General features: G+C 63.9%; 23 protein-coding genes. 11 read left to right on the top strand and 12 right to left on the bottom strand.

What is annotated here, in order from left to right; all coding sequences use genetic code 11:
- On the top strand, positions 1–499 hold a 499-nt coding region (locus N1058_RS04815), incomplete at its 5' end, for a lysozyme inhibitor LprI family protein (RefSeq protein WP_265516346.1).
- A gap of 63 nt (positions 500–562) precedes the next feature.
- On the opposite strand, the gene N1058_RS04810 is transcribed toward N1058_RS04815, so the two are convergent.
- The 3 genes from N1058_RS04810 to N1058_RS04800 all read right to left on the bottom strand — a co-directional run bounded on the left by N1058_RS04810 (position 563) and on the right by N1058_RS04800 (position 2,470).
- Positions 563–1,642, bottom strand: a complete 1,080-nt coding sequence (locus N1058_RS04810; RefSeq protein WP_265516345.1) for a 5-(carboxyamino)imidazole ribonucleotide synthase — start codon at positions 1,640–1,642, stop codon at positions 563–565.
- Positions 1,639–2,136: a 5-(carboxyamino)imidazole ribonucleotide mutase gene (gene purE / locus N1058_RS04805; RefSeq protein ID WP_265516344.1), complete on the bottom strand. Its 498-nt coding sequence runs from the start codon at positions 2,134–2,136 to the stop codon at positions 1,639–1,641. Before purE ends, N1058_RS04810 begins: the two co-directional genes overlap by 4 nt.
- Positions 2,137–2,260: 124 nt before the next feature.
- A complete protein-coding gene (locus N1058_RS04800) occupies positions 2,261–2,470 on the bottom strand; it encodes a YdcH family protein (protein WP_265516343.1) in 210 nt (69 codons plus the stop codon).
- A gap of 249 nt (positions 2,471–2,719) precedes the next feature.
- On the opposite strand from N1058_RS04800, the gene N1058_RS04795 reads away from it, so the two are divergent.
- A complete protein-coding gene (locus tag N1058_RS04795; RefSeq protein WP_265516342.1) occupies positions 2,720–2,899 on the top strand; it encodes a YdcH family protein in 180 nt (59 codons plus the stop codon).
- Between the two features lie 348 nt (positions 2,900–3,247).
- Here the strand turns inward: N1058_RS04795 and N1058_RS04790 are convergent, their stop codons facing one another.
- The gene (locus tag N1058_RS04790) at positions 3,248–4,510 is read right to left on the bottom strand and encodes an MFS transporter (protein WP_265516341.1); all 1,263 of its coding nucleotides are present in this window, start codon (positions 4,508–4,510) and stop codon (positions 3,248–3,250) included.
- Positions 4,511–4,671: 161 nt separating this feature from the next.
- The gene (locus N1058_RS04785) at positions 4,672–4,866 is read right to left on the bottom strand and encodes a DUF1192 domain-containing protein (RefSeq protein WP_338040615.1); all 195 of its coding nucleotides are present in this window, start codon (positions 4,864–4,866) and stop codon (positions 4,672–4,674) included.
- 109 nt (positions 4,867–4,975) lie between these two features.
- Between N1058_RS04785 and N1058_RS04780 the strand changes: the two genes are divergently transcribed.
- Positions 4,976–5,983, top strand: a complete 1,008-nt coding sequence (locus N1058_RS04780) for an NAD(P)H-quinone oxidoreductase (protein WP_265516339.1) — start codon at positions 4,976–4,978, stop codon at positions 5,981–5,983.
- A 73-nt stretch (positions 5,984–6,056) separates the two neighbouring features.
- Here N1058_RS04780 and N1058_RS04775 read toward each other — a convergent pair whose 3' ends face one another.
- Positions 6,057–8,258 carry an esterase-like activity of phytase family protein gene (locus N1058_RS04775; protein WP_265516338.1) on the bottom strand — a complete coding sequence of 734 codons (2,202 nt, stop codon included), beginning with the start codon at positions 8,256–8,258 and terminating at the stop codon, positions 6,057–6,059.
- A 253-nt stretch (positions 8,259–8,511) separates the two neighbouring features.
- Here N1058_RS04775 and N1058_RS04770 point away from each other — a divergent pair, with 253 nt between their 5' ends.
- On the top strand, positions 8,512–9,222 hold the full coding sequence (locus N1058_RS04770) for a DUF1013 domain-containing protein (RefSeq protein WP_265516337.1): 711 nt from the start codon (positions 8,512–8,514) through the stop codon (positions 9,220–9,222).
- Between the two features lies 1 nt (position 9,223).
- Here N1058_RS04770 and N1058_RS04765 read toward each other — a convergent pair whose 3' ends face one another.
- Together N1058_RS04765 and N1058_RS04760 are read right to left on the bottom strand one after the other, a co-directional pair.
- Positions 9,224–9,694, bottom strand: a complete 471-nt coding sequence (locus N1058_RS04765; protein ID WP_265516336.1) for a thermonuclease family protein — start codon at positions 9,692–9,694, stop codon at positions 9,224–9,226.
- Positions 9,695–9,748: 54 nt separating this feature from the next.
- Positions 9,749–9,961 carry a DUF1674 domain-containing protein gene (locus N1058_RS04760; protein ID WP_265516335.1) on the bottom strand — a complete coding sequence of 71 codons (213 nt, stop codon included), beginning with the start codon at positions 9,959–9,961 and terminating at the stop codon, positions 9,749–9,751.
- Positions 9,962–10,084: 123 nt separating this feature from the next.
- Between N1058_RS04760 and htpX the strand changes: the two genes are divergently transcribed.
- The 4 genes from htpX to purH all read left to right on the top strand — a co-directional run bounded on the left by htpX (position 10,085) and on the right by purH (position 15,954).
- Entirely contained in the window at positions 10,085–11,059 is a 975-nt protein-coding gene (gene htpX, locus N1058_RS04755) for a zinc metalloprotease HtpX (protein WP_265516334.1), read from the top strand.
- Between the two features lie 32 nt (positions 11,060–11,091).
- Positions 11,092–12,426 (top strand): RsmB/NOP family class I SAM-dependent RNA methyltransferase, encoded by a 1,335-nt coding sequence (locus N1058_RS04750; protein ID WP_265516333.1) that lies wholly within the window; start codon positions 11,092–11,094, stop codon positions 12,424–12,426.
- 86 nt (positions 12,427–12,512) lie between these two features.
- On the top strand, positions 12,513–14,225 hold the full coding sequence (locus tag N1058_RS04745; RefSeq protein WP_265516332.1) for a heparinase II/III family protein: 1,713 nt from the start codon (positions 12,513–12,515) through the stop codon (positions 14,223–14,225).
- 115 nt (positions 14,226–14,340) lie between these two features.
- A complete protein-coding gene (gene purH / locus N1058_RS04740) occupies positions 14,341–15,954 on the top strand; it encodes a bifunctional phosphoribosylaminoimidazolecarboxamide formyltransferase/IMP cyclohydrolase (RefSeq protein ID WP_265516331.1) in 1,614 nt (537 codons plus the stop codon).
- 155 nt (positions 15,955–16,109) lie between these two features.
- On the opposite strand, the gene N1058_RS04735 is transcribed toward purH, so the two are convergent.
- Together N1058_RS04735 and N1058_RS04730 are read right to left on the bottom strand one after the other, a co-directional pair.
- Positions 16,110–17,495 carry an MFS transporter gene (locus N1058_RS04735; protein WP_265516330.1) on the bottom strand — a complete coding sequence of 462 codons (1,386 nt, stop codon included), beginning with the start codon at positions 17,493–17,495 and terminating at the stop codon, positions 16,110–16,112.
- Positions 17,496–17,765: 270 nt separating this feature from the next.
- Positions 17,766–22,544 (bottom strand): NAD-glutamate dehydrogenase, encoded by a 4,779-nt coding sequence (locus N1058_RS04730; protein ID WP_265516329.1) that lies wholly within the window; start codon positions 22,542–22,544, stop codon positions 17,766–17,768.
- Between the two features lie 122 nt (positions 22,545–22,666).
- On the opposite strand from N1058_RS04730, the gene N1058_RS04725 reads away from it, so the two are divergent.
- A complete protein-coding gene (locus N1058_RS04725) occupies positions 22,667–23,230 on the top strand; it encodes a peroxidase-related enzyme (RefSeq protein ID WP_265516328.1) in 564 nt (187 codons plus the stop codon).
- Between the two features lie 33 nt (positions 23,231–23,263).
- Here N1058_RS04725 and N1058_RS04720 read toward each other — a convergent pair whose 3' ends face one another.
- A complete protein-coding gene (locus N1058_RS04720) occupies positions 23,264–23,878 on the bottom strand; it encodes a L,D-transpeptidase family protein (protein WP_265516327.1) in 615 nt (204 codons plus the stop codon).
- An 85-nt stretch (positions 23,879–23,963) separates the two neighbouring features.
- Between N1058_RS04720 and N1058_RS04715 the strand changes: the two genes are divergently transcribed.
- Positions 23,964–24,647, top strand: a complete 684-nt coding sequence (locus N1058_RS04715; RefSeq protein ID WP_265516326.1) for a response regulator transcription factor — start codon at positions 23,964–23,966, stop codon at positions 24,645–24,647.
- A gap of 53 nt (positions 24,648–24,700) precedes the next feature.
- A complete protein-coding gene (locus tag N1058_RS04710; RefSeq protein ID WP_265516325.1) occupies positions 24,701–25,156 on the top strand; it encodes a Crp/Fnr family transcriptional regulator in 456 nt (151 codons plus the stop codon).
- 36 nt (positions 25,157–25,192) lie between these two features.
- Here the strand turns inward: N1058_RS04710 and xth are convergent, their stop codons facing one another.
- The gene (gene xth / locus N1058_RS04705) at positions 25,193–25,999 is read right to left on the bottom strand and encodes an exodeoxyribonuclease III (protein ID WP_265516324.1); all 807 of its coding nucleotides are present in this window, start codon (positions 25,997–25,999) and stop codon (positions 25,193–25,195) included.
- Positions 26,000–26,030 lie beyond the last annotated feature (31 nt).

Raw genomic sequence — 26,030 nt, 5'->3', positions numbered from 1 at the left:
CGACATAGGCTGCAAAACGCGATTCACTCGTTTCGATTCCATCCTGGCGATCCATAGCTCCCTCCATTTGAAGCGCGAATCGCCATTGTCGCAATCAATCGTTAACGAAACTTATGACACAGTAAGACTAGCTGCCCTTTTTATCGGGCACCCCGCCAGTGCCCAGGACTGTAACGAACCCACGACACAGGTCGAAATGAACCTGTGCGCCGGGAAACAGGCGGCGACGGCGGACGCGGAGCTGAATGCCGTCTACAAGGATGTCATGTCGCGCCTGGACGATCGGCCCGAGGCGAAAAAGGCACTGCGGGAAGCCCAACGCGCCTGGATCAGGTTCCGCGATGCCGAATGCGCGTTCCGCACCGTGGACAGCCGCACGGGCTCGATCTACCCGACCCTTCTTGCCAACTGTACGGCCGACATCACGCAGAGCCGCGCGGACGCACTGAAATCGCTGACCGAATGCGAGGAAGGCGACATTTCCTGCCCACTTCCCTGATGTATTCCATCCAGCGCGATTCCGCCCGCGGCCGGAAATCGGTTTGCCGAAAGAATTCCGGAATCAGCTGCGGATCAGGCGTGTGAAATGGCCCATCTTGCGGCCGGGCCGGCTCTCCGTCTTGCCGTAGAGATGCACGACGACGTCCTTTTCCGCCAAGAGCTGTGGCGCAGTATCCTGCTCATCGCCCAAAAGGTTTTGCATCACGCAGTCGGCCAGGCGGTCGGTGCCGCCGAGCGGCAGTCCGGCAACGGCCCGGATATGCTGTTCGAACTGCGAGCAGGCGCACGCGGCTTCGGTCCAGTGACCAGAATTGTGCACGCGCGGCGCCATCTCGTTTGCAACGATCGCGCCATTGCCAAGCACGAAAAACTCGACGGCGATGACACCGACATAGTGAAGCTCTTCCAGAATCTGAAAAGTGGCGTCGCGCGCGGCCCTGGCGGTGGCAGCGGGGATGCGGGCCGGCACCAGCGTTTGACGCAAAATGCCTTCATGATGCTCGTTCTCGGCCGCATCGTAGGCGACCACGGCACCGTCTCTCCCGCGTGCCGCGATGACGGAGATTTCGCGCTCGAACGGCACGAGACCCTCGAGGATCAGCGGCACTCCGCCCAATGCCGCATGAACGCCAGCGGCCTGTCGTGGGAGCGCGTTGCGAAAAACACGCTGTCCCTTCCCGTCATAGCCCAGGCGTCTTGTCTTGAGCACGCCGCTGCCGCCGAAGCGCGCGAGCCCTTGGGCCAGATTCTCGTCGCTATCCACAGAAACGAACGGGGCCGTGGATATCCCTGTGGAATTCAGAAATATCTTCTCTGTGAGCCTGTCCTGCGCCGCCTCCAGCGCTTCGGTCGGCGGGAAAAGCGAAGTCCGTTCGGCCACCGCTCGCGCCGCCACGACAGGCACATTCTCGAATTCGTAGGTGATCACGTCGCTCGCCTCGGCAAGCTGCTGCAGCGCCTTGCCGTCGTCGTAGGCCCCGACGATCTGGCTGTTTGCGACTTGCGCCGCCGGGCAATGAGGGTCCGGCTCCAGCACCACGATGCGGAAGCCCAGCCTTGCTGCGGCCATGGCCAGCATCCGGCCCAGCTGTCCGCCGCCGATGATGCCGACCGTTTGCCCCGGCGAAAGCGGCCGGCTCATGCTTCATCCACCGGTTTTTGGGCGACCTTTTCAGCTTGCTCGGCCCGCCAGGCATCCAGCCGCTTGGCCAGGTCCGCGTCACGCAGCGCCAGGACGGCGGCGGCAAGCAGCGCCGCGTTGACCGCTCCGGCCCGGCCGATTGCGAGGGTGCCGACCGGAATGCCCGCCGGCATCTGCACGATGGAAAGAAGCGAATCCTGCCCCGAAAGCGCGTGCGATTCGACCGGGACGCCGAATACCGGCAGCGGGGTCAGCGCCGCGGTCATGCCGGGCAGGTGGGCGGCCCCGCCGGCACCCGCGATGACGACCTGAAACCCCGCACCCTTCGCGCCCTTGGCGAAATCGTAGAGCCTGTCAGGTGTGCGGTGGGCGGAAACGATCAGCGCCTCATGGCCGATACCAAGCGCCTCGAGCGTTTCGGCCGCATGACGCATGGTCGCCCAATCCGACTGGCTGCCCATGATGATGGCGACGTCGGCGCGTTTGCTGTCCATGTCATGTCCCGCGAGATTTCAAGCCAGATTCAAGATGGCTCGTCAGATTCAAGATGGAATGAAGCTGCTCTATTCCAAGCGGCAACGCGCCGCAAGGCGGGCCCGATCCATTTTTAAAGGGTTCTCAGGCGATAATGTCGGGAATGATTCGGTCTTCCAGCTCTTGCAGACGGTCCTTGAGCGCGAGTTTTTTCTTCTTCATCCGCTGGATCCGCAAGGGGTCGCATCCGGTGGCTATCATCGCGTTGATGGCCGCGTCGAAGTCGGCATGATCCTGTTTCAGGCGCGCGAATTCAAGGCGGATATCCGCCTTATCCTGGTCCGATCTGTTCACGATCCGATGTCACTCCGCCGCATATGCACCATCTCCTGGATCGCTTCCGGCGGTTGCCGGAAGCCGACGGCAGCCAGCCCGTTTCGTCTCCCGCAACGGCGCCGCCTAATATCACATTTTGCACCCCGGCGAAATCCTACCACGGGCCATTCGACAAGCTGCCACAAGGATGGCACAGTGTCATCGTACCGTCACCAATAGGGCGGGTGGTGTTTCATACGGACCACGAGGAACCGAAGGGAGCATACCATGTCGCTTGAGTCCCATCTTGCCGAATTGCAGCGCAAACATGGCGATCTTGAACGTGAAATCGATGATGCATTGTTGCATCCGTCAACCGATGCTCTGCAGATCGCCCAGCTGAAAAGACGCAAGCTGGCCATCAAGGACGAGATAGAAAAGATACGGGTCGGCGCTACGCGACATTAGAGCGCCGGGCGTCCATTCGGACGCTGCGCAAGGACGCTCTAGCTCTTCGAGCCTACGCATCGTGCTTTCCGGAAATCGATTCCGATTTTCGGGCAGATGCTGTCGGGCACGATGGTTGTGCAGAGCCTCTCTTCCTTGGTCGTCCTGGAAGCCCAAAGGGCTGTCCGGGACCTGTTGGAAGAACGGCATAGAGCACGGCCCCAGTCCTTGCCCCAGCGCACTTCAGAACCGGCAGCCCCTTCTGCGGGGCCTGGATCGCCGTGCGGTGGCCGGGACGATGGAGCTACGGCACTTGCATTCCCGAAGGCTCGCATGGGCCTTCGGGAAGTAGTTGTGTGAAGTTGAGAATCAAGCAGGCGGCGACCCCGGCTCGTCCTCCGAATCGGCGCGCGGATCGAGCATGAGAGCCTGCGGCGTGACAGCCCTTTCGGCCGGCAGGACATTGAACGCCTCCCTCTTCTCGACCGGGACCGGAGCACGGCGGGAAACGCGCAGCATGGCATAGCCGGCCACGCCCAGATGAGCCGCCCCGGTGACCAGGAAAAGGCTTTCCGGCCGCAGCCCCTGCATGAGCACGCCGGCGAGAATGGGCCCGGCCATCGTGCCGAAACCGTAGAGCAGGAGAAGGCCGCTCGACACCTTCACGAAATCCGTGGACGCAGCGTGGTCGTTGGCATGGGCGACGGCCAGCGAATAGAGCGTATAGGCCATCAGGCCATAGACGGCTGTCATGGCGATGATGATCCAGCCCGATCGCGGCGCCATCAGAAAGATGGCGATGGCCACCAGCGCCGAGCCGAATGCCGCGCCCGCCATCACATAGCGCCTGTCGGTCCGGTCGGAAAGCCGCCCCGCCGGCATCTGGCCGATTGCGCCGGCCAGAACGGCAATGCTCATCATCACCGCGATCTGCACCGTCGTGATGCCGATTTCCGCGCCGTAGACGGCGCCGAGCGTGCCCCATGCTCCGTTGGCCACGCCGACGAGCACACAGGCGATCGCCGCCACCGGTGAGTTCTGATACAGCCCCTTGACGTCGAGGGACACCTCGGCGAGCGGCGCGGGCGTTACCGCCGACGAGATGGCCGTCGGAATGAGCGCCAGGCAGAACAGGATACCCGTAAGCATGAACAGCATAGCCGTCGAGACATCGGCCGAGGTGACGACGAGCTGTCCGGCCATCAGCGACGAATGGGTTACCATCATATAGAAGCCGAAGATCGTGCCGCGCGATTCATTGGTCGAGCGCTCGTTGAGCCAGCTCTCGATGACCATGAAGGCCCCGGCCATGGTGAAGCCGGTGAAAATGCGCAATATGATCCACCCGACCGAATCCACCCACATGCCGGACAAGAGGGCGACGATCGCAGCGGTCGCGGCAAAGGCGCTGAAGGCACGCACATGGCCCGCCCGGCGCACCAGGCGCGGCGCAAGGAAACAGCCGCCGATGAACCCGACGGCCCAGGCAGTGCCCAGAAGACCGAGAGAGGCTGTCGAGAACCCCTCGAATTGCCCCCGCAGCGGCAGCAGCAGGCTGTGCAGCCCGGAGCCCGCCAGCAGAAATGCCGTGCCCAGAAGCAGGGCAATGATGGAGCCGAAGGATGAAAGCATGAATGCCCCTCTTTAGATCGGGATAATTTTTCGGAGAACCGTCATCCCGATTAATCCCCTTGTTGGAGCATGATCTTTTCCAAAAACCTGTCCCCACTTTTCGGAATCATGCCTGACGTCGCATGCCGGCGCACCCGGCTCGTTCGACGGTCTTCGGCCTGTCAACCGCCCTTGAATACTGCCTCGGCCGCGGCCTTGGTCGAATCCTTGGCTGCTATCTCCTGTTCGATCCGCGCAATCTCCTTTTGCAGCAGGTCGATACTGCGCTTCAACTCCTCGACCGACAGCGTGGACAGGTCCTGGCCAAGCGTGAACTGGGGATTTCCCTTTACCGCGTCTTCGTCTTCAGTGCCCATAACCGACATCCGTTGCCACATACGATTCGCAGAATACATAAGATGGTATTCGGTGGGCAATTCAATGACCCGCCTGTGTTTCCTCCGGCAATATGAAAGGTTTGGGATCATGTCGCCACTCGATCTCCCAGGAATGATGACGGTAATTGCGATCACCGAGCCCGGCGGGCCGATGGTGTTGAAGCCGCAGATGCGTCCGCTGCCCAAACCGAAGGAAGGCGAAATTCTCATTCGCGTGCGCGCCGCCGGCGTCAACAGGCCGGACGTCGCCCAGCGCAAGGGAACATACCCGCCTCCGCCCGGCGCGTCCGACCTGCCGGGGCTGGAAGTAGCCGGCGAAGTGGTGGCCACCGGCGACGGCGTCATGCGCTGGCGCAAGGGCGACCATGTGACGGCGCTGACGCCCGGCGGCGGCTATGCCGAATACTGCACCGTGCATGGAACCAATGCGCTGGCCATTCCGCACGGCTTCACCTTCACCGAGGCAGCAGCCCTGCCTGAAACCTTCTTCACCGTCTGGCACAACGTGTTCCAGCGCGGCGGCTTGAAGCCCGGCGAAACGCTGCTGGTCCATGGCGGATCCTCCGGCATCGGCACCGCCGCGATCCAGCTCGGCACAGCGTTCGGCTCGACGGTGCTGGCGACCGCCGGCACCGAGGTCAAATGCGCCGCCTGCACGGATCTCGGCGCCGCGCGGGCCATCAACTATCGCGAGGAGGACTTCGTCGAGAGAGTGCAGGAGTTGACCGACGGGCGCGGGGCGGACGTCATTCTCGACATGGTCGGCGGCGATTATATCGACCGCAATTATGAGGCGGCGGCGATGGATGGGCGTATCGTCCAGATCGCATTTCTGAGCGGCATCAAGGCGACGGTCAATTTCTCGAAGCTGATGATGAAGCGCCTTACCCATACGGGTTCGACGCTCCGCCCCCGCTCGACCGCCTTCAAGGGACAGATCGCTACGGAGCTCGAAGCCCATGTCTGGCCCCTGCTCGCCGCCCGCAAGATTGCCCCGGTCATGGACATGATTTTCCCGCTCGCTGACGCTTGGCGGGCGCATGAACGCATGGAGGAAGGCGACCACATCGGAAAGATCGTGCTGGACGTGGCATAGCGTCATGAAAATGCCCCGGCGCAAGTCCGGGGCATCTCAAGAGCGTTCGGTCGCAGGCGCGGCGGCGACCCGTTCAGTTCATCGCCTTCAACTGCCCCAGATTGACGAAGATCGTCTCGCCGGAGGAATCGTCGATGCCGTCATTGTCCGTGACGAAGAAGGCGTTGCCCGCCGCGTCGATGGTGAACCCCTCGATCTTGTCGACCACGAAGCCGTTGGTGGCCCGGCGCATGTCCTCGATCAGATCGCGCTCCAGGGTCTTTTCCACCAGCGGCAGCTCGCCGCCCAGTGCAGCCGGCGCGAAGCCGTCAAGAGCTACGCTGTAGAGCTTCTTGATCCTGGCCGCAGAGCCGATCTGGTTGTCGCGCTCGACGATGTAGAGCTTGCCGTCATGGGCGGTGATCTCCGACAGGCCCACCCAGCCGGCCTCGCCCTTGTCGAGCGGATATCGCACGGCGGACCATTCGCCGCTCGCCGGCTTGTAGGCGACCAGCTTCACCTGGCCGGCGGGATCGTCCTTCCATTCGCGCTGCATCGCCATGACCAGCATCTGATCGTCGCCCTCGCCCACCAGCGTGACGCCTTCCATGCCGAAGCGGATCTCATGCGCGAGGAGTTCTGCGGGGAACGCGACTTCTTTCCGGATCTCACCCTTGCCATTGACGTAATAGAGCGCGTGCGGCGTGAGCCGGTCGCTGCGGCCTTCGGAGGCCAGCCAGAACCCGCCTTCGCCGTCGCTCACGATGCCTTCAAGGTCAAGCTTCTGCGCCGGAGCGCCGTCCCGCGTGACGAGGATACGGTCAGTGATCTCGGCCGGCTCCCCGGCCGCGTCTATCGTGAAAATCGCCGGCTGCGAACGGTAGAAGGAGTCGGAAACGGCGTAGAGCCTGCCGGCCTTTGAAGGATCGGCGGCAAGGCCCGATAACGCGCCCCAGCCAATCGGCGCGCCGTCCTTCATGACCGAGCGGATCGTCGGATAGGCGGCACGGTCCTCGCTGAGCTCGTAGACCATCACATGCGACCGCGCGCCGCCGTCTTCGACCAAATCCGCCTCATTGGCCGTCACCAGCAGGTTGCGGCCGGGGATCGCAACCAGCCCTTCCGGTCCGATGCCCGAGGGCAGAACCTGCACGAATTCCGGCGCATCGCCGGTATCGCGGTAGACCGCGATCAGCGAGGCACGTTCCAGCGCCACGAAGATATATTGCGTGTCGCCGAAGCGCTTGACCTCAAGCCCTTCCGGTTCGGCGCCCTTGGCGTCGGAGCGCTTGTCCGGATAGTGGCCGGCCATCGCCGCGCGGTGCTCAAGCTCCGCGCCCGAATCGAACAGCACTTCGCCCTGTTTCGAGAAAATCGTGAAGCCGCGCGAGCCGCCTTCGTAGTCGCCCTCATTGGCGGTCACGAGACGATCATTGTCGAGCCACTTCACCGCGTCCGGTTCACGCCGCAGATCGCTCGCCTGCTCGGTGAAGTCGAGCGCGCCATTGTCGGAAAGGTCGATCCCGGCGGCGGACGCCGAGCCCGCAGAGAAGTGGCTGACGACCTCGCCGCTTTCGGCCGAGACAATGGCGATATGGTTGTTTTCCTGGAGCGTGACGACGATCTCGCCCGCATCGTTGAAGTCCACGAACTCGGGCTCGGGATCTTCGCCGGCGATCTCGGCGATACCGGTCAGATCCACAGTTTTGACCGTATCGCAAACCGGCTCGCCGGCATCCAGCGCGAATACCTGCAGGTTCCCCGCCGGCAATTGCGGGATGACACCGTCGTTCAGATCCTCGTCGCGCTCGTTTTCGATGGCGACGGCCAGATATTGCCCGTCCCTGCTGACGGCCACGGAATCGGGCTGTCCGGCAAGCGTGCAGGAGGCGGTTCCGGCCCCGGTTTGGAGGTCGATGACCATGAGGTTACCGGAAGGCTCGGCATAGCTCGCCGATGTGTTGATCCCGGCAATGACCTTGCCGCGCGAAATAACCACGGAAGTGGGCTCGCCGTCGATCTTGAGGATGCCGCCGGCCTTCGGCGCGCGGACATCGGAAATATCGATGAACCCGACCGCACCCAGCGGACTGTCGGAGTAGGCCAGGAGGTTTCCGTCTTCGCTGACCGCGACGATCTCAGAAGATGTCTCGGTAGCGGCATCGATATCGGCCGGAAGGTTCATGGCCACCGGGAATGTCGCCACGCGGTTGAAGGCCATGTCGGCGAATGCCGGTATGGCCGTTGTGACCGAAAGCGCGGCAGCGAACGCGCCCGGAACCATATATCTTCTCATTATTGTCTCCCTCGCCTGAATGGAATGAGGCTTATTGGAGGATGACCGTTTCAGGCGCGTGACGGGTGGATGACGGTTCTGTAACGGAGCTGTGGACGGCGAACGGTCGCCTGCCGGCGCCAATAAAAGACAGTGTTCCAAGCGCATTGCGATCACGGGAAAATGCCGTTATATGTGCCCGTGATTTACCCAAATTGGTGGCTTTGACCACCGCCCGCCCCTGGGAGGCGGGCGAAGAAAAGGATTCTATGCCATGGCCAACGCACTACTCATGCCCAAGGCAACCGCCGTCTGGCTGGTGGACAATACCGCACTGACATTCGAGCAGATTGCCGATTTCTGCAGGCTGCACCCGCTGGAAGTAGGCGCCATCGCCGATGGTGACGCGGCACAGGGCATCAAGGGAATGGACCCCGTGATGACCGGTCAGCTCACCCGCGACGAAATCGCCAAGGGCGAGGCCAATCCGGAATACCGCCTGAAGCTTTCCGAGCCCAAGGTGCGCGTTCCCGAGTCCAAGCGCAAGGGCCCGCGCTACACGCCGCTCTCCAAGCGTCAGGACCGGCCCAACGCCATCCTCTGGCTGGTGCGCAACCACCCGGAACTGAAGGACGCACAGGTTTCGCGCCTCGTCGGCACGACCAAATCGACCATCGAGCAGATCCGCAACCGCACGCACTGGAACTCCGCCAACCTCGTGCCGATGGACCCGGTGACGCTTGGCCTGTGCTCGCAGATCGACCTCGATATGGAAGTCCATCGCGCCGCCCGTTACGCACCCCCGGCCGAAGCTGCGGGCGACACACTGCTGCCGGCGTCCGAGACCGAGGGCCTAGATGTCGGCGACAATGCCGCCGAACAGGCACCCGAGGACAAGGAGCTGGACGCCGACGCCGTGTTCGCGAAACTGTCCTCCCTGAAGGGTCGCAACGAAGAAGAAGAAGGCGACGACAACAAGGAATAGGCTACCTGCCATCCTCGTTCAGCGCGAGCGCTTCGCAGTTGCGTTCGCGCCTGCCGCCGTCATAAGCCTGCACAAGCCGCTGTCGCAGCAGGGTCTCGGCAATGTCGAGACCATCGGCTGTATGGGCGTCGGCCATCACCCGGCCGTAATACTTGCCGCCGCCGATATTGCTGATGGTAACGCCCTGCCGGCCGAGCAAGGTGGCGAGCGCCTCCCGTGCCGCGATCCCCGCCGCCTTTTCCGCCAGGCATCGGCTCCTGATCTCCGGCGCATCGATGCCGCGCAGGCGCACGCTGACCGTTATCTTTTGCCTCGGCCAGATCAGCGCTTCGGCGACGAATGTGTCGCCATCGAGGACACGCAGAACCTCCGCAGCCACCGGCCCGCCGACCACCGCATCGTTCGCATGCGCGAAACCGCCGGAGAAGGCAGGCACAGCGACCAACAGGACGAGTGTGAAGAATCGGAACATTAAAGGAAGATATTCCTATATCAATTCTTCCGCAACCCTGCCCCCGGGCCCTGATCAGAAGTCCGTGGCGATGCCCTTTACTTCCCAATCTCCATAGCGGGCCGGATCCGGCCCCTTGCGTCCGCCGATCTCACGTGGCGGCTCGTCCGCTTTCGCCGCCTGCCGCCGGGCTTCCGCCTCGGCCAACGCCCGGCGCGCCGCGGCGGGCAGGTCGCTCCGGCCATGCGCCGGTTTTTCCTGATCGTTCGATGTGGGTTTTGTGTTCAATTTGCCGCTCCGGGATAGATGAGGCCATTATTGAATATGCAATTCCGCCTTCCCATCATATAGCCCAGTAAAGTTCGTTCTGCGACCGCTCTGAGAACCTGACTCTGGCAGGGAAAGAAGACGATGAACATGATCCGCACGGCCATGCTTTTGGCCTTGATGACAGCGCTCTTCATGGGCGTGGGCTACATGCTCGGCGGTGCCGGCGGCATGATGATCGCATTTGTCATCGCTGCAGGCATGAACCTTTTCAGCTATTGGAACGCCGACAAGCTGGTGCTCCGCATGCACCACGCGGTCGAGGTGGATGAACGCAACGCGCCCGAATATTACGGCATCGTGCGCAGTCTCGCCGCCAATGCCGGGCTGCCCATGCCGCGTGTCTATCTTATCCAGAACCCCCAGCCAAACGCCTTCGCCACCGGGCGCAACCCGCAAAACGCGGCGGTCGCCGCGACGACCGGGCTTTTGGAGCGGCTTTCGCCGGAAGAGGTTGCCGGCGTGATGGCGCACGAACTGGCTCATGTGCAGAACCGTGACACGCTGACGATGACCATCACCGCCACGCTGGCCGGCGCGATCTCCATGCTCGGCAATTTCGCGCTGTTTTTCGGCGGCGGGCGCAGCAACAACAATCCCTTTGGCTTCATCGGCATCCTGGTCGCGATGATCGTGGCGCCCTTCGCCGCCATGCTGGTGCAGATGGCCATCAGCCGCACCCGCGAATATTCGGCGGACCGGCGCGGCGCCGAAATCTGCGGCAACCCGCTCTGGCTGGCCTCCGCGCTGAGCAAGATCGCCCGGAGCGCGAAACAGGTGGTCAACCCGGATGCGGAGCGCAATCCGGCGACGGCGCATATGTTCATCATCAACCCGCTGTCGGGGCGGAACATGGATGGTCTGTTCTCCACCCATCCGGACACCGGCAACCGCATCGCCGCCCTTGAGGCGATGGCGGCCGAGTTCTCTGCCGCGCCGGCAAGCCAACCTTCAGCGGATCAGGGGTCATGGGGCTCCCGGCCGGAGCGCAAGCCGCAATCGCCCGCACCCTGGGGCCGCGCAGGCGCGGACCGAGGACGTAAAGGCCCGTGGTCGTGAGGCCGAAGACCGGGTCCAAACCGGATAAGAGAATGCCGACGACGGATAACGACAAGCCGGGTCTGGCCGCCCGAAAGACGGCGGCCAGGCTCCTGTCGGCAGTGATCGATACCCGCACCTCGCTCGACGCCCTGACCGACAACGAACACGGCCACCCGCAATATCTGGCGCTGGAGCCGCGCGACCGTGCCCTGGTGCGAGCCATCCTGGTCAGCGCCCTGCGGCACCGCAACACCATCGCGAGCCTTATAGAAAGCCGGCTGGAGCGGCCGCTGCCCGCCAATGCCCACGCGCTGTCGCATGTCCTGCATGTCGGCGCGACGCAAATATTGTTTCTCGACGTGCCCGACAGCGCCGCCGTCGACCTGGCCGTCGCGCAGGCCAAGGACGATCCGCGCACCCGCCGGTTTTCCGCCCTGGTGAACGGGGTACTGCGCAATCTTGCCCGCCGCAAGGAAAGGTCGCTGCCGGCCGCCCTTGCCGCAACGCGCGACGCGCCGGAGTGGTTTGCCGGCCGGCTGGAAAGCGCCTACGGCGCCGAGCGAGCAGGCGCCATTCTGACCGCGCATCGGCTGGAAGCGCCGGTCGATTTCACCGTCAAATCCGATCCGGGAAAATGGGCCGGATTGTTCGGCGGCAGCGTGCTGCCCGGTGGCTCCGTGCGCCTCGACAAGCTGTCCGACGCGGTGACGGCGCTACCCGGCTTCGAGAAGGGCGAATGGTGGGTGCAGGACGCCGCCGCCGCCCTTCCCGCCCGCTTGTTGGGCAATATCGAAGGCCTGGACGTGGCCGATCTGTGCGCGGCGCCCGGCGGCAAGACGGCGCAGCTTGCCCATGCCGGCGCAAGGGTCACCGCCGTCGATCAGTCGGCGAACCGTCTCAAGCGGCTTGCCGGCAATCTCGAGCGCCTCGGGCTGACGGCGGAGATCGTGCAGGCCGATCTTCTGAAGTGGCAGCCGCCGCACCTTTTCGACGCCATCCTGCTCGACGCTCCCTGCTCTTCCACCGGCACCGTGCGGCGTCACCCCGACGTTCCCTGGACCAAGACGCCGGAAGACATCGCCCGGCTCGTCGAACTCCAGCGGCGCCTTGCCGAGCAGGCGGCCGGATGGGTGAAGCCTGGCGGCACCCTTGTCTTTTCCAACTGTTCGCTCGACCCCGCCGAGGGCGAAGAACTCGTCGCCGCCCTGCTCGCGGCGCGGCAGGACCTCGTCCTGTCGCCGATCGCGCCGGAGGAAATCCCGGGGGCGGAGCGTTTCGTCACCGCTGAAGGCTATTTGCGCACCACGCCGGAAACCAGCGGCGAGGACGCCAAGTGCCTTTATGATGTGGACGGTTTCTTCGCGGCCCGCCTCAAGCGCCTCTGATCCATACATTTGTCCTTCGCACAAATGCTTGAATCATTTAGAGTCTTCGCCGGGCGAGGGGCAAATCGAAACAACAGGTGCAGTCAGTGGAAGGTATCGGGGGTCAAGCTCCTCTGCTTTGGGGTCTTGCGGCGCGCCAAGCTTGGCGGCGCCTGCGCAGGCGGTTGCGCGCCGGCCCCGCCTATCGCTGGCGCTATTCCGGCCGCACACCCGAGCGCCTGCTGATCGCACCGCCAGACCTGCGTCTGGCCGACCCCGAAATTGCCCGTGAAATCTATCATGGCAGGTTCCTGCTTTCGGGCCATCTTGTTGAAACCGGCGGTCAGTCGCCGTTCAACCTGCAGATACGCCATCAGGGCTGGCTCGAGGGTCTGCACGGCTTTCGCTGGCTGCGTCATCTCAATGCCGCCCACTCGGAGCTGGCTTCGGCCAATGCCCGTGCCCTCGTGGCCGACTGGATCGCCGCCCACGGCAAGCGCATCTCGGGCTATGCCTGGACACCCCGCGTCACGGCGCGCCGCATCATCGCCTGGCTGCAGCATTCGGCGGTGGTGCTCCAGGGGGCGGACCTTGCGTTCTACCGGCAGTATCTCAAGATGCTCGCGGTCCAGGTGCGCTATCTGCGCTCGGTGGCGGCGGAAATGCCGGACGGCGAGGAAAAGCTGCGCGCCCGCGTGGCGCTCGCCTTCGCCGCGCTCTCCCTGCCCACTTCGGTCTCCGTCCTGCGCAGCGCCACCCGCCAGCTTAGTATCGAGCTGGAACGCCAGGTCCTGCCCGACGGCGGCCACATCTCGCGCAACCCACGCGCCGTGATGGAGCTCCTTGCCGACCTGCTGCCGCTGCGCCAGACCTACGCAAATCAGGCGGAGCCGCCGCCCGATCAGCTGGTCGGCGCCGTCGAGCGCATGCTGCCCGCTTTGCGCTTCTTCCGCCATCAGGACGGAAGCCTGGCGCGCTTTAACGGCATGGGAGTCACCGTCCACGACCGCGTCGCCGCCATCCTGCGCCACGACGATACCGGCGGCGCGGCCCTGCTGCATGCGCCGCACTCGGGCTATGACCGCCTTGCGCTGGGCGATACGACGGTGCTGGCCGACACGGCGGCACCTCCCGTGCCGGAATTGTCCAACATGGCCCATGCCGGCTGCCTCTCCTTCGAGATGTCGTCAGGGCGGCACCAGTTCATCGTCAATTGCGGGGTCGACAGTTTCGGCGCGGAGGCGTTCCGCCCGCTCGCGCGCGCCACGGCCGCCCACTCGACGGCAACGGTTAACGATACTTCTCAGGCCCGGTTCGCACTGCCGCCCGGCTGGGACGACTGGGTGGGCACGCCGTTGATCGCCGGTCCGCGCAACGTTCAGTGCCGCCGCAGCGACGCCGGGGGCGTGCATGCGTTCGTCGCCGTCCATGACGGCTATGTCGGCCGTTTCGGCATCCTCCACGAGAGGGAGCTGGCGCTGTTGCAGAACGGCAATCTGCTGCAGGGCGCGGACCGCTTCCATCGCCCCGACGGCTCGGCCGCCGCCCCCGGGCACACGGCCGCGCTGCGCTTCCACATACACCCCGACATCGAGATCTACCGGGACGATGAGGACCGGCTCATTCTCGCCGGCGACAACACCGACACCTGGGTCTTTTCGTGCGAGAACCGCGAGGCCGTGGTCGAGGAATCGATCTTCTTCGCGGCCATCGCGGGCCCGTGCCGCAGCCGCCAGATCGTCCTGCATATCCAGCTCGCCGAAACCCCGGAGCTCCGCTGGCAGTTCCTGCGCGCCAACGCGGTTGCCGGCGCGGCCTGAACCAAGCCGCTTTTGCCAGATTTGGCAGACCCCCGTGCGTGCCCGGTTGAGCGCGGACGAAAAGCACCGTAAAGACGGGCCGCATATAGCCGCCTGCCACGGAGTAGCCCTTTCCATGACCGTTTCGTCGAAGAAAATTCCCGCCCCCGATCTCGTGCCGGTGCGCCGCGCGCTGCTGTCGGTTTCCGACAAGGCAGGCATCGTCGATTTCGCGCGGGCGCTGGCGGCCAAAGGGGTCGAGCTCGTTTCCACCGGCGGCACCTCGGCGGCTATCGCAGGCGCTGGCCTTGCCGTCCGCGACGTCTCCGACCTGACGGGCTTTCCCGAGATCATGGACGGCCGGGTCAAGACCCTGCACCCTTCCGTGCATGGCGGCCTGCTGGCGATACGCGATGACGAAGAGCACCAGGCGGCGATGGAAGCACACGACATCAGGCCCATCGACCTCGTCGTCATCAATCTCTATCCGTTCGAGGAGGTCCGGTTCGGCGGCGGCGATTATCTCTCGACCGTGGAGAATATCGACATCGGCGGGCCGGCCATGCTGCGGGCGGCGGCCAAGAACCATGCCTATGTGGCCGTCGTCACCGACCCCGGCGACTATGCCACGGTGCTGGCCGCGCTGGACGAGAACGACGGCGGCCTGACCTACCGCCTGCGCCAGGAGCTGGCGGCCAAGGCCTATGCCCGCACATCCGTCTATGATGCGGCTATCTCGCAATGGTTTGCCGAGAGCCTCGATCTCGCCCAGCCGGACTGGCGCGGTTTCGGCGGCAGGCTCAAGGAGGTGATGCGCTATGGCGAGAACCCGCACCAGACGGCCGGCTTCTACGTCACCGGCGACAAGCGGCCGGGCGTGGCCAATGCCCGGCAGGTCCAGGGCAAGCAGCTTTCCTACAACAACATCAACGACACCGATGCCGCCTTCGAGCTCGTCAGCGAGTTCGACCCGGCGAAAAGCGCCGCGGTCGCCATCATCAAGCATGCCAACCCGTGCGGCGTGGCCGAGGGCGGCGATCTGGCCGATGCCTATCGCCGGGCGCTTGCCTGCGACCCCGTCTCGGCCTTCGGCGGCATCATCGCCCTGAACCGGACGCTGGACGCGGATGCGGCGGCGGAAATGGTCAAGATTTTCACCGAGGTCATCATCGCGCCGGATGCCAGCGAGGAAGCGCTGGCGCTGATCGCCGCCAAGAAGAACCTGCGCCTGCTCCTGACCGGCAGCGTTGCCGATCCGCGCGCGCCCGGCCTCACCGCCAAGACGGTTGCCGGCGGCCTGCTCGTCCAGTCCCGCGACAGCGGCGTGGTGGACGATCTCGAACTGAAGGTGGTGACGAAACGGGCGCCTTCCGACCGCGAAATGGCCGATCTGCGCTTTGCCTTCCGCGTGGCCAAGCACGTCAAGTCCAACGCCATCGTCTATGCCCGCGATCTCGCGACGGTCGGCATCGGCGCCGGACAGATGAGCCGGGTCGATTCGGCCCGCATCGCCGCCCGCAAGGCGGAAGATGCTGCCGCCCAGGCCGGCGGCGAACCGCTGACCAAAGGCTCCGTCGTCGCCTCCGATGCCTTCTTCCCCTTCGCCGATGGCCTGCTGTCGGCGGTCGAGGCCGGCGCAACGGCGGTCATCCAGCCCGGCGGTTCGATGCGCGACGACGAAGTGATCGCCGCCGCCGACGAGAACGACATCGCCATGGTCGTGACAGGCATGCGTCACTTCCGGCACTGACGGGGCTGCTTCGGGGAGCGCACCAATGATCCTCATCCCGGCCGACCGCAGGGAGAGCCGGGATGACGCTGGGCACCTCACGCTCCCCAATCCACACCGACAAACTTTCTCAGAGTCGATGACGGGGGTGGAGCGCCACTTCCAGCTTGTGATCCTCAGCCCGGCGCCACCTTGTATTGCCGGCTGCTGACGAAAGGCAGGAGCACCAGGCCGATGGCGAAGAGCACAAGGATCGGCGTTACACCCAGGCGCTGCGCATCCTCGGGGGCCAGCGAAAAGGCCGCGGATGAGAAATAGGCCGTCGCGGCCGCCACGGCGAACGGGCCGATGAAGGTCGTTGCCTTGCCCGACAGGGCGTAGAGCCCGAAGGCTTCCGTCACCCGCTCGCGCGCCACCTGGTCGACCAGCAAGGTGCGTGAGGCGGCCTGGATCGCCCCACCGGCGGCGCCGATGAACCCGCCTGCCACGAAGAAGGCGATGTCAGGCACGGAGGAGCCGGCCCCGCCCAGCGGAATGAAGAACACCTCCGTGCGGGTGGTCGAGATCACCAGCAGGCAACACGCCGAAAGGACCAGGATCGCCAGCGTCACCACGGCTTTCGGGCCGAAGGCCTGGTCCATGCGACCGCCCGCCCACGCGCCCAGCGCGCCGGTGACACTGGCCAATATGCCGAACAGGCCGATCAGCGTGATCGACCAGCCGAGCACGCCGGCGGCATAGATGCCGCCGAAGGCATAGAGCGCGTTGAGCGCATCGCGATAGAACATTGAGGAAAGGAGGAAACTGAAATAGCTGCGCTCGGAGGGAAGCCGCCGCATGGTTTGCGCGAGCCGGCCAAGGCCCTCGCGTACGGCGCCCGTGACCGCCTTGCGGCGCGGCTGGTCCGGCGTGAAGAACAGCATCGGCAGGACGAAGACGGCGTACCAGAGGGCGGTCAGCGGGCCGGCGGCGCGGTCGCCTTCACGCGCGGCGGCATCGAGGTCGAAGACCGGCTCCAGGCCGAGCAATGTACGTCCGGTTTCCGGCGAGGCCGACATGAAGCCCAGCACCAGAACGAGCGAAGCCAGCCCGCCGAGATAGCCCAGGCCCCAGGCCGAGCCGGACAGCCGCCCAAGCTCGGCGCGGGGCACCAGATTGGGCATCATCGCATTGTTGAAGACAGCGGCATATTCCATGCCGAACACGGCGAGCGCGATGAGGATGAGCACAGGCCCCATCGTGTCCATTCCCGGGACGGCGAACCACAGGCCGGCGCAGGCCAGCACCCCGATGAGCGAGAAGGCCAGGATCCACGGCTTGCGCGGCCCGGTCGCGTCCGCGATGGCGCCCAGCACAGGCGAGGAAAGCGCGATGGCCAGCCCGCCGGCGCCCGTGGCCAGACCCCATAATTCCTGCCCCCGCGCCGCATCCGGCGCGACCGCGGCCGCGAAATAGGGGGCGAAGACGAAGGTGATGATGAGCGTATGGAAAGGCTGCTGCGCCCAATCGAAAAGCATCCAGCCCCAGATACCGCGGCGCGGAACCGCCACGTGCTCAACCATTGTCATTGCTCGTTCGCCTTTCTCAGTACACAACACAGGTGGGCTCTGTGAGTGGTCTGTAGGCGTTTTCGCCGCAGGCCCACGCATGCAGAGAAGATGGCCGCACAATCGTCGACCGTTACGGCATGGAACCTCGGGTCGGGGCCCGACGATGACGAATCGTATGGAGGGATAGCGCCAATCGCCGACCTCGACGATTTACAACAGCGCCTCAACTTTCGTCATCCTCGGCCTTGAGCCGAGGATCCATGCCGTAACCGTGAGAATATATCACCCGGCCAAGTCGGCCATCAGGCCCGACGCCACAGTCAACCGTGAAATCGTGATGTCGCTGCCCTCGGTCAATGTGTGCAGCCGCTCGCGCACCCGTACGACGCGTTCGCCGCCGGCCTCGACCCAAAGCTCGGCCGGATCGTCGGCGTCCCGGTACGCGGTCATCGCCGAGACGGCCATCGAGCGCCGCGCCGTGTCGATCATGTCGAGCGCGCGTTGCAGCGCCAACCCGTCATAATAGTCCGAAGGCGTAATGGCATGGGCTGCGTCCTCGATCCGGCTGATGCGGAAGGCCTCGCTGACGCCGAAAAAGGCCCTTGCGGCCTTGGGCAGTTGCGCGCCCGCAAGGCCTGCCGCCGCCACGATGTCGGGTACCAACTCGGAGATGCCGAGGAACGAAAGCCGCCGGGCCAGATCCTCCGGCGCGCCGTCGTTGACGAACCGGGTGGTGCGCTCGGCAATGCGCCCGCTGAGAAAGGCCGGCAGAATACCGCCAAGTTCCGGCTCCAGCGTCTTGCGCGCCTGCGAGAGCTGCTCGATGCGAGAACCGACGCCGACCGTGGCGTCGCCGTTCTTGAGCTGCCAGGCGGTGGCGGAGTGGATGAGGCGCCAGACCTGCTGGTAAAGGCGAAGCTGCACCATGCCGTCGATCTTGTTGTCCAGCGCATCGATGGCCGCGAACAGCGAGCGAAGGTCGAAGCCGTCGCGCACCACCACATAGGCCGCCACGATCTCATGCGCCGGCCGGCCCGTCATATCCTGCAGGCGCGTAACGAAAGTGGGCCCGCCACGGTCGATGACGTCATTGGCAAGCTCGGTTGCAATGATCTCCCTGCGCAGGCGATGCCCGCGGATTTCGGCAGCGTATTTCCCGCGCATGCGTTCGGGGAAATAGGCGAACAGATCCTCCTCGAAATGCGGCTCATCGGGTAGGCGGCTCGCCACAAGCTCGTCGAAAAGCACGATCTTGGCATAGGCGAGCAGCACGCCGATTTCGGCGCGCGTCAATGCCTCGCCACGCGCTTCCCGGTCGGCCAGGGCCTGCGGACCGGGCAAATGCTCCACCGCGCGGTCGAGCAGGCCCGCATTTTCGAACACTGTCATCATCCGCGCCTGGTGCGGCAGGTCGGAAAGGCCCCGCTGCTCCACCAGCGAGATCGCCAGCGTCTGCCGGTAATTGTTTTCCAGAACCAGGCCCGCGACCTCCTCGGTCATCTCGGCCAGCAGCTTGTTGCGGGCCTTGCGGGTGAGGGCGTCGCTGCGCATGGCGGCGGCGAGCGCGATCTTGATGTTCACCTCGAGGTCGGACGAGTTGACGCCGCCCGAATTGTCGATGGCGTCCGAATTGGAGCGGCCACCATACATGTTGTATTCAATGCGGCCCTTCTGGGTGACGCCGAGATTGGCGCCCTCGCCGATGACCTTGGCACCAACTTCAGGCGCCGTGATGCGGATCGCATCATTGGCGCGATCGCCCACATCCTGGTTCGATTCGGTGGTGGCCCGCACATAGGTGCCGATGCCGCCGAACCACAGAAGGTCCACCTTGGACTTGAGGATGGCCTGCATGATCTCAGCCGGCGAACCGGTCCTCTTGTCCATGCCGATCGCCTCGGCCGCTTCCTTGCTGAGCGCGATCTGCTTTTGCGAGCGCGGAACGATCATGCCGCCCTTCGACAGCTTGGATTTGTCGTAGTCCTGCCACGAGGAGCGGCCCAGGTCGAAAAGCCGCTTGCGCTCGGCGAAGGTCACGGTCGGGTCCGGATCGGGATCGATGAAGATGTCGCGGTGGTCGAAGGCGGCGATCAGGCGCGTGGCGGGCGAAAGCAGCATGCCGTTGCCGAACACGTCGCCGGACATGTCGCCCACTCCGACAACAGTGAAGGGTTCGCTCTGTATGTCGCGGTTCATCTCGCGGAAATGCCGCTTGACCGCTTCCCAGGCGCCGCGCGCGGTGATGCCCATCTCCTTGTGGTCGTAGCCGGCCGAACCGCCCGAGGCGAAGGCATCGTCCAGCCAGAAGTTGTGTTTCTGGCTTATCTCGTTGGCCGTGTCGGAAAAAGTTGCCGTGCCCTTGTCGGCCGCCACCACGAAATAGGGATCGTTGACATCGTGGCGCACGACATTTTCGGGCGGCACGACTTCGTCGCCGTCCAGATTGTCGGTGATGGAAAGCAGGCTCGAGATGAAATTTACATAGGCCGCGCGCCCGGCCTCGAACACCTCCTGCCGATTGCCGCCGTTCGGCAGGCGGCGCGGATAGAAGCCGCCCTTGGCGCCCACGGGCACGATCACGCCGTTCTTGACCTGCTGAGCCTTCACGAGACCGAGCACCTCGGTGCGGTAATCCTGCGCCCGGTCGGACCAGCGCAGCCCGCCCCGCGCCACCGGACCGAATCGCAGATGCACGCCTTCGACTTCCGGACCGTAGACGAATATCTCGCGCCAAGGTCGCGGTTGCGGCAGACCCTCGACCGCATGGGAATCGAATTTCAGCGCCAGCGAGTAATTGCCCTTCAGCTGCGCGAACCAGTTGGTCCTGAGCGTCGATTTGATCAGGTTCTGCATGCGGCGGATGATCGTGTCGTCGTCGAGGCTAGGGACCTCGTCGAGCGCCGCCTCGATCGCGCTTTCGATCTTCGCCGTCCGGCCGCGGCTGTTTTCGTCCTTCGCCGCCTCGGGCGAGAAACGCGCTGTGAAGAGGTGAAACAGATCCGCTGCGATGGCCGGGTAGCGGTTGAGCGTCGCCGAGATGAAATCCTGGCTTTGCGGAATGCTCGCCTGGTGCAGGAAGCGGCTATAGGCGCGCAACACCGCGATTTCAGAGACGCGCAACCGCGCCGTCTGCGCCAGCGCGTTGAAGCCGTCATTGTCGTATTCCAGCCGCCAGACGGCGAGGAACACCTCCTCGAAAAGGGCGCCGTTGTCGGAAAGGTCGATGGCGCCGGCGTAGGCGTTTTCCAGCTCCATGTCGTGGAGGAATATCTGGTCCTCGTCGGGCTCTCCGATCTCGAACGTGCGCTCGCTGATGACGCGGAAGCCCATATTCTCCAGAAGCGGAACGCGCCGGCTGAGCGCCACCGGCTCGCCATAGTGATAGATCTTCAGCGCCGCCTGGTTCTCCTCCTGGTCTTCATGCTGGTGGAAGTCGATAGCAATCGGATTCTGCGCTGATAAGCCGGCTATGCACCGCGCGTCGGCAATCGCCGTTCGTGCTTCGAAACTGTTGCGGTAGCTGTCGGGAAAGCGCGCTGCCAGTTGCGCGGTGGCGTCGTCGGTTTCCGTGTCCTCCACGGCCTCGGTCAGCGCATCGTCCCAGGTTCGGACGATTTCACGGATCCCGGCCTCGAGGTCGCCGGGGTTCACCCTCGGCGTCTTGCCGCCCGACCGCCCGATGATGAAATGCACGCGCGCCAGCGTGCCCTCCGGAAAAGCCGGATAATAGGCCGACACGTGGCCCTCGAACGTGGTCTTCAGATAATCGCCGATTTCGGCGCGCACGCGCGAATCGTAGCGATCGCGCGGCACGAACACGATGACCGAGACGAAGCGGTCAAACTGGTCGATGCGGTAGAGAGCGCGGACGCGCGGACGCTCGCCCAGCGCCAGGATGGCCTCGGCGTGCTTGCGCAGCGTCGGCACGGATATCTGGAAAAACTCGTCGCGCGGATAGGATTCCAGGACGTTGATCAACGCCTTTCCCGAGTGATCCGTCGGCGCGAATCCCATTCTGGCGATCACGGCTTCCGCCTTCGAACGCAGATACGGGATCTTCATGACCTGGCGCGTATAGGCCGTCGAGGTGAACAGACCGACGATACGCAACTCGCCCGTCAGCTTGCCGTCCTCATCGAATGTCTTGACTCCGATATAGTCGAGATAGGCGCGCCGGTGCACCACCGACCGGGCATTGGCCTTGGTGACGATCATCGGCTCCGGCCCATGCAGGAAAGCACGGATTTCCGGCGTCGTGGACACCGCTTCCGAGCCACGCCTCAGGACCAGCACCTTGGGATCGGCGAGGATGCCAAGACCGCGTTTGTCGGCGCGTTCCAGCGTGCCGCTTTTCTCGCCGCCCGAATAGAGGAACTCACGCATGCCCAGGAAAGTGAAATTGTCGTCGCGCAGCCATTCGAGAAAGGCGATCGCCTCATCTATGGCCTGGCGGTCGAGCGGAATGGGCGCATAGCGCAGCTGCGTTATTTCCTGGTCGAGCCGGGCAAGCATCGGCTTCCAGTCATGGACTGCCGCCTGCACCTGGGAAAGGATATTCTCCAGCGCTGCGCGCAGCGTCTCGCAGCGCTCCGGCGAAATGCGCGGCAGATGCACATGGATGAGGCTGACCTGTTCGGCGTCGCGCACCGACTTCGAAGCGGCGTCGCCAAGGATTTCGGTTATTCCCTTTTCGTCGTGCCGCACCAGCAGAACAGGATGCAGGACCAGCGTCGGTTCCACCGAAAGGTCGGCCAGTTCGCCCAGCACCGAATCGAACAGGAACGGCATGTTATCGTTGACCACCGTCACGGTCGTGATCGACCGCTCGGAAAGCTGAATGCCGGAAGCGCATTCGATCTGGACGATGCTCTCGCCCGCTTTCTGGGCGCGCAGGGCCTGCATGGCGATCTCGACGGATCGGTCGATGTCGGCCCTGTCGTAGCGTTCCAGATCTTCCGCCGGGGCACGCGAAACCATGATCTCGCGCAAACGCTCGGCGCCCCCACCCTCTCCCGCTTTTTGCTGTGTAAGCTTGCGTGCGGACTTCGGCTTGGTGGTCATGCGGGATTTCCCCTCCCTGGCGCAATTCGATGTATCGTATTCATAAGTGCCCTGTTTGACGACCCTATGTCGGCTTTCAGGGCGGCAATGAACCCCTAATCGGCTCAAAAGGTGTAACAATCATGACGAGCGGTGTCACGGCATTGAACATTCCCGTTTCCGAGCTTTCCGACGAAACCCGTTCCTATTTCGACAAATGCCGCGAGAAGCTGGGCCTGGTGCCCAACGTGCTGACGGCATACACATTCGACGAAAAGAAGCTGCGCGCCTTCACGGACATGTACAACGATCTGATGCTGGGCGATCCAGCGCTTTCAAAGCTGGAACGCGAGATGATCGCCGTAGCCGTTTCCAGCGTGAACCACTGCTATTACTGCCTTGCAGCCCATGGCGCCGCCGTGAGGCAATTGTCCGGCGATCCCATGCTGGGCGAGATGATCGCGATGAACTATCGCGCCGCCGGCTTGGAGCCGCGCCGGAAAGCCATGCTCGATTTCGCCGTCAAGCTGACCGAGCATCCCGACAAGATCGAGGAAGCAGATCGGCAGGCCCTGCGCGAGGTGGGATTCAGCGACCGCGACATATGGGACATCGCCTCGGTGGCGGGCTTCTTCAACATGTCCAACCGCGTTGCCGCCGCCGTCGACATGCGGCCGAACGACGAGTACCACGCGATGGCGCGCTGAGGACAAACAGCGGTTGGCCCGATCCGCATAATTCTAGCGATGTACCGTAATCCGCGTCCGCGGGCCAAGCAGCGGCAGCAACCGCGTCATGACGCCCTGGGTCACCGCGATGCAGCCTTCGGTCGGCTGGAAGCCCGGCCGGGCGATGTGCAGGAAGATTGCGCTGCCGGCGCCGCGCTTTCGCGGGCGGACATTCCAGTCGAGCACGACGACCGTATCGTAGAGATGGTCTTCGCGCAGCATCTTCTCGTGGCTTGCCGCGAAGGGCAGCGGCACCTGCCTGTTGTAATTCGCATCCGCGACGGCGTCGCACCAGCCCATGTCGCCGCGAATGGCGAACACCGGCAATCGCGCCCTCGCCAAGCCGGAACTGCGGCGGTCACGGCGGTAGTAAATTTCCAGCGGACGCATCGTGGCGAACGGCGTGGCGCCATCGCCCTCGCGCTTGAAGGCGCTGATGCCGCCACGCCCCAGGGCGCAGCGAAAGATAAGGCCATCGACGCGGAGCAGGCCCCGGCGGGGATTGCCGGGCGTCGGACGGACGTGCAGCGAAAGGACTTTCCGCGGTCGCCCGTAGTCTGTACTGTGCTGTTTTCGTTCCTGGATTATAAGCGCACCGTCGAACAAATATTTGTTATTGCCTTCCAAGCCTGTAAGAATCCGCCTACACGGAGGGATCCGCAGCTTGGGGGCTTGGTCAACCATACCATATAATACATTAACGGATTGAAACATGACGCCACGCACCATCCTTATCGTCGACGATGACGAAGACCTGCGGACGACGCTCGTCGAGCAGCTGGCGCTCTATGAGGAATTCGACATTCTTCAGGAACCGACGGCAACCAAGGGCATCCATGCCGCACGCAATGCGATGGTTGACCTCATCATCATGGACGTCGGTCTGCCGGACATGGATGGCCGCGAGGCGGTGAAGCTCCTGCGCAAGGGCGGCTATCGCGCGCCCATCATCATGCTGACGGCGCAGGACACCGATTCCGACACGATCCTGGGGCTGGAGGCCGGTGCCAACGATTATGTGACCAAGCCGTTCCGCTTCGCCGTTCTGCTGGCCCGCATCCGCGCGCAGCTTCGCCAGCACGAGCAGAGCGAGGATGCCAAGTTCACCGTCGGCCCCTACACTTTCAAACCCAGCCAGAAGCTCCTGATCGATGAGCGCGGCGGCAAGATCCGGCTGACGGAAAAGGAAGCCGCCATCATCAAGTACCTCTATCGCGCCGAGCAGAAGGTCGTGACCCGCGACGTATTGCTCGAAGAGGTCTGGGGTTACAATTCGGGCGTCACGACCCATACGCTGGAAACGCATGTTTACCGGCTGAGACAAAAGATCGAGCGCGATCCTTCCAAAGCCGAAATTCTTGTGACAGAAAGCGGCGGATACAAGCTCGTGCCCTGATCCTGTAGGTTCGGGGAGGCCGGTGATTCGGGCATCGAGCTGGGGACGACCGCATGGCGCTGGACGATGACATCCGCGTGCTGTCCGGCGTGGCACTCTTTTCAGGGTTCACGCGCGAGCAGCTACGCCTTATGGCTTTTGGCGCCGAGACCATCGCTCTCGCTGCCGGACGCAAGCTGTATTCGGAAGGCACACCCGCCGACAGCGCTTTCGTCATCGTCTCGGGCACCGTGGCGCTCTACCGGGAATATGAAGGTAGAAACCATGTGTTCTCGCTGGAGGGGCCGGGCGCCATTCTCGGCGACCTGGCCCTGATCGCCGATACCGAACGCATGACCAGCGCCTTTGCCGAGACGGATGTCAAACTCATCCGTCTCAGCCGCTCGATGTTCCGGCGTATCCTGGAGGAGTTTCCGGAAACCGCCGAAACTCTGCATGGACGCATATCGATGCGACTGCAGGAGATGCTCAAGCGAATGGAAGAACTGGCCTCACGGCTCGCGCGATAACAAGCGATACCGAAGGCGCGTACGATCGCGGCGGCTTCAACCGAATGCGAATTCGGCGATCACCGGCACATGGTCGGAGGGGCGTTCCCAGCCCCGTGCCTCGCGCAGCACCTCGATCTTGCCGAGCGCCGGAGCGAGATCGCCGGACGACCAGACATGGTCGAGCCTGCGGCCCCGGTCGGAGATATCCCACTCCTTGGCGCGATAGCTCCACCAGGTGAACAGTTTTTCCTCCGGCGGAATGTGCTGGCGCATCAGGTCCACCCACGCGCCGCGCTTCAAGAGCTGCGTGAGCCCCTCGGTTTCCACGGGTGTATGGCTTACCACCTTCAGAAGCTGCTTGTGGGACCACACATCCGTTTCCAGCGGCGCGATATTGAGATCGCCCACCAGTATCGTTCCCGTGTCGGCTTCGAGCGAGGGACGCACATCATGCATCTCCTCGATGAAATCCAGCTTGTGGCGGAATTTCGGATTGATATCGGGATCCGGCTCGTCTCCGCCCGCCGGCACATAGAAATTGTGCAGCAGGATTTGCCGGCTTCCCAGATCGAGCGATGTCGCGATATGCCGGCAATCGCCTATGCCGCAGAAGGTGCGGGCCTCCACTGTCCGCATCGGTCGCCGCGAAACGGTGGCCACGCCGTGATAGCCCTTCTGCCCATGGATGGACACATGTTCATAGCCGAGCTTTCGGAAGGCGGCGGTCGGGAACTGGTCGTTCGGACACTTGGTTTCCTGAAGGCACAGGACGTCCGGCTGATGAGTTTCCAGGAACTGCTGCACGAGCGGCAACCGCAAGCGCACGGAATTGATGTTCCAGGTAGCAATCTTCAGCGACATGACCGGCCCCGCCTTTGTGATCGGGCGAAAT

Origin of the sequence: Nitratireductor luteus (assembly GCF_026162365.1) — a bacterium.
GTDB lineage: Bacteria > Pseudomonadota > Alphaproteobacteria > Rhizobiales > Rhizobiaceae > Chelativorans > Chelativorans luteus.
This window is presented reverse-complemented; position numbering and strand designations above follow the sequence as displayed.

Coding starts and splice junctions, on each gene's coding strand:
- N1058_RS04810 (WP_265516345.1), bottom strand. CDS start 1,642: ATGAGCCGGCCGCTTTCGCCGGGGCAAACGGTCGGCATCATCGGCGGC.
- purE (WP_265516344.1), bottom strand. CDS start 2,136: ATGGACAGCAAACGCGCCGACGTCGCCATCATCATGGGCAGCCAGTCG.
- N1058_RS04795 (WP_265516342.1), top strand. CDS start 2,720: ATGTCGCTTGAGTCCCATCTTGCCGAATTGCAGCGCAAACATGGCGAT.
- N1058_RS04790 (WP_265516341.1), bottom strand. CDS start 4,510: ATGCTTTCATCCTTCGGCTCCATCATTGCCCTGCTTCTGGGCACGGCA.
- N1058_RS04785 (WP_338040615.1), bottom strand. CDS start 4,866: ATGGGCACTGAAGACGAAGACGCGGTAAAGGGAAATCCCCAGTTCACG.
- N1058_RS04780 (WP_265516339.1), top strand. CDS start 4,976: ATGTCGCCACTCGATCTCCCAGGAATGATGACGGTAATTGCGATCACC.
- N1058_RS04775 (WP_265516338.1), bottom strand. CDS start 8,258: ATGAGAAGATATATGGTTCCGGGCGCGTTCGCTGCCGCGCTTTCGGTC.
- N1058_RS04770 (WP_265516337.1), top strand. CDS start 8,512: ATGGCCAACGCACTACTCATGCCCAAGGCAACCGCCGTCTGGCTGGTG.
- N1058_RS04765 (WP_265516336.1), bottom strand. CDS start 9,694: ATGTTCCGATTCTTCACACTCGTCCTGTTGGTCGCTGTGCCTGCCTTC.
- htpX (WP_265516334.1), top strand. CDS start 10,085: ATGAACATGATCCGCACGGCCATGCTTTTGGCCTTGATGACAGCGCTC.
- N1058_RS04750 (WP_265516333.1), top strand. CDS start 11,092: ATGCCGACGACGGATAACGACAAGCCGGGTCTGGCCGCCCGAAAGACG.
- purH (WP_265516331.1), top strand. CDS start 14,341: ATGACCGTTTCGTCGAAGAAAATTCCCGCCCCCGATCTCGTGCCGGTG.
- N1058_RS04735 (WP_265516330.1), bottom strand. CDS start 17,495: ATGGTTGAGCACGTGGCGGTTCCGCGCCGCGGTATCTGGGGCTGGATG.
- N1058_RS04730 (WP_265516329.1), bottom strand. CDS start 22,544: ATGACCACCAAGCCGAAGTCCGCACGCAAGCTTACACAGCAAAAAGCG.
- N1058_RS04725 (WP_265516328.1), top strand. CDS start 22,667: ATGACGAGCGGTGTCACGGCATTGAACATTCCCGTTTCCGAGCTTTCC.
- N1058_RS04715 (WP_265516326.1), top strand. CDS start 23,964: ATGACGCCACGCACCATCCTTATCGTCGACGATGACGAAGACCTGCGG.
- N1058_RS04710 (WP_265516325.1), top strand. CDS start 24,701: ATGGCGCTGGACGATGACATCCGCGTGCTGTCCGGCGTGGCACTCTTT.
- xth (WP_265516324.1), bottom strand. CDS start 25,999: ATGTCGCTGAAGATTGCTACCTGGAACATCAATTCCGTGCGCTTGCGG.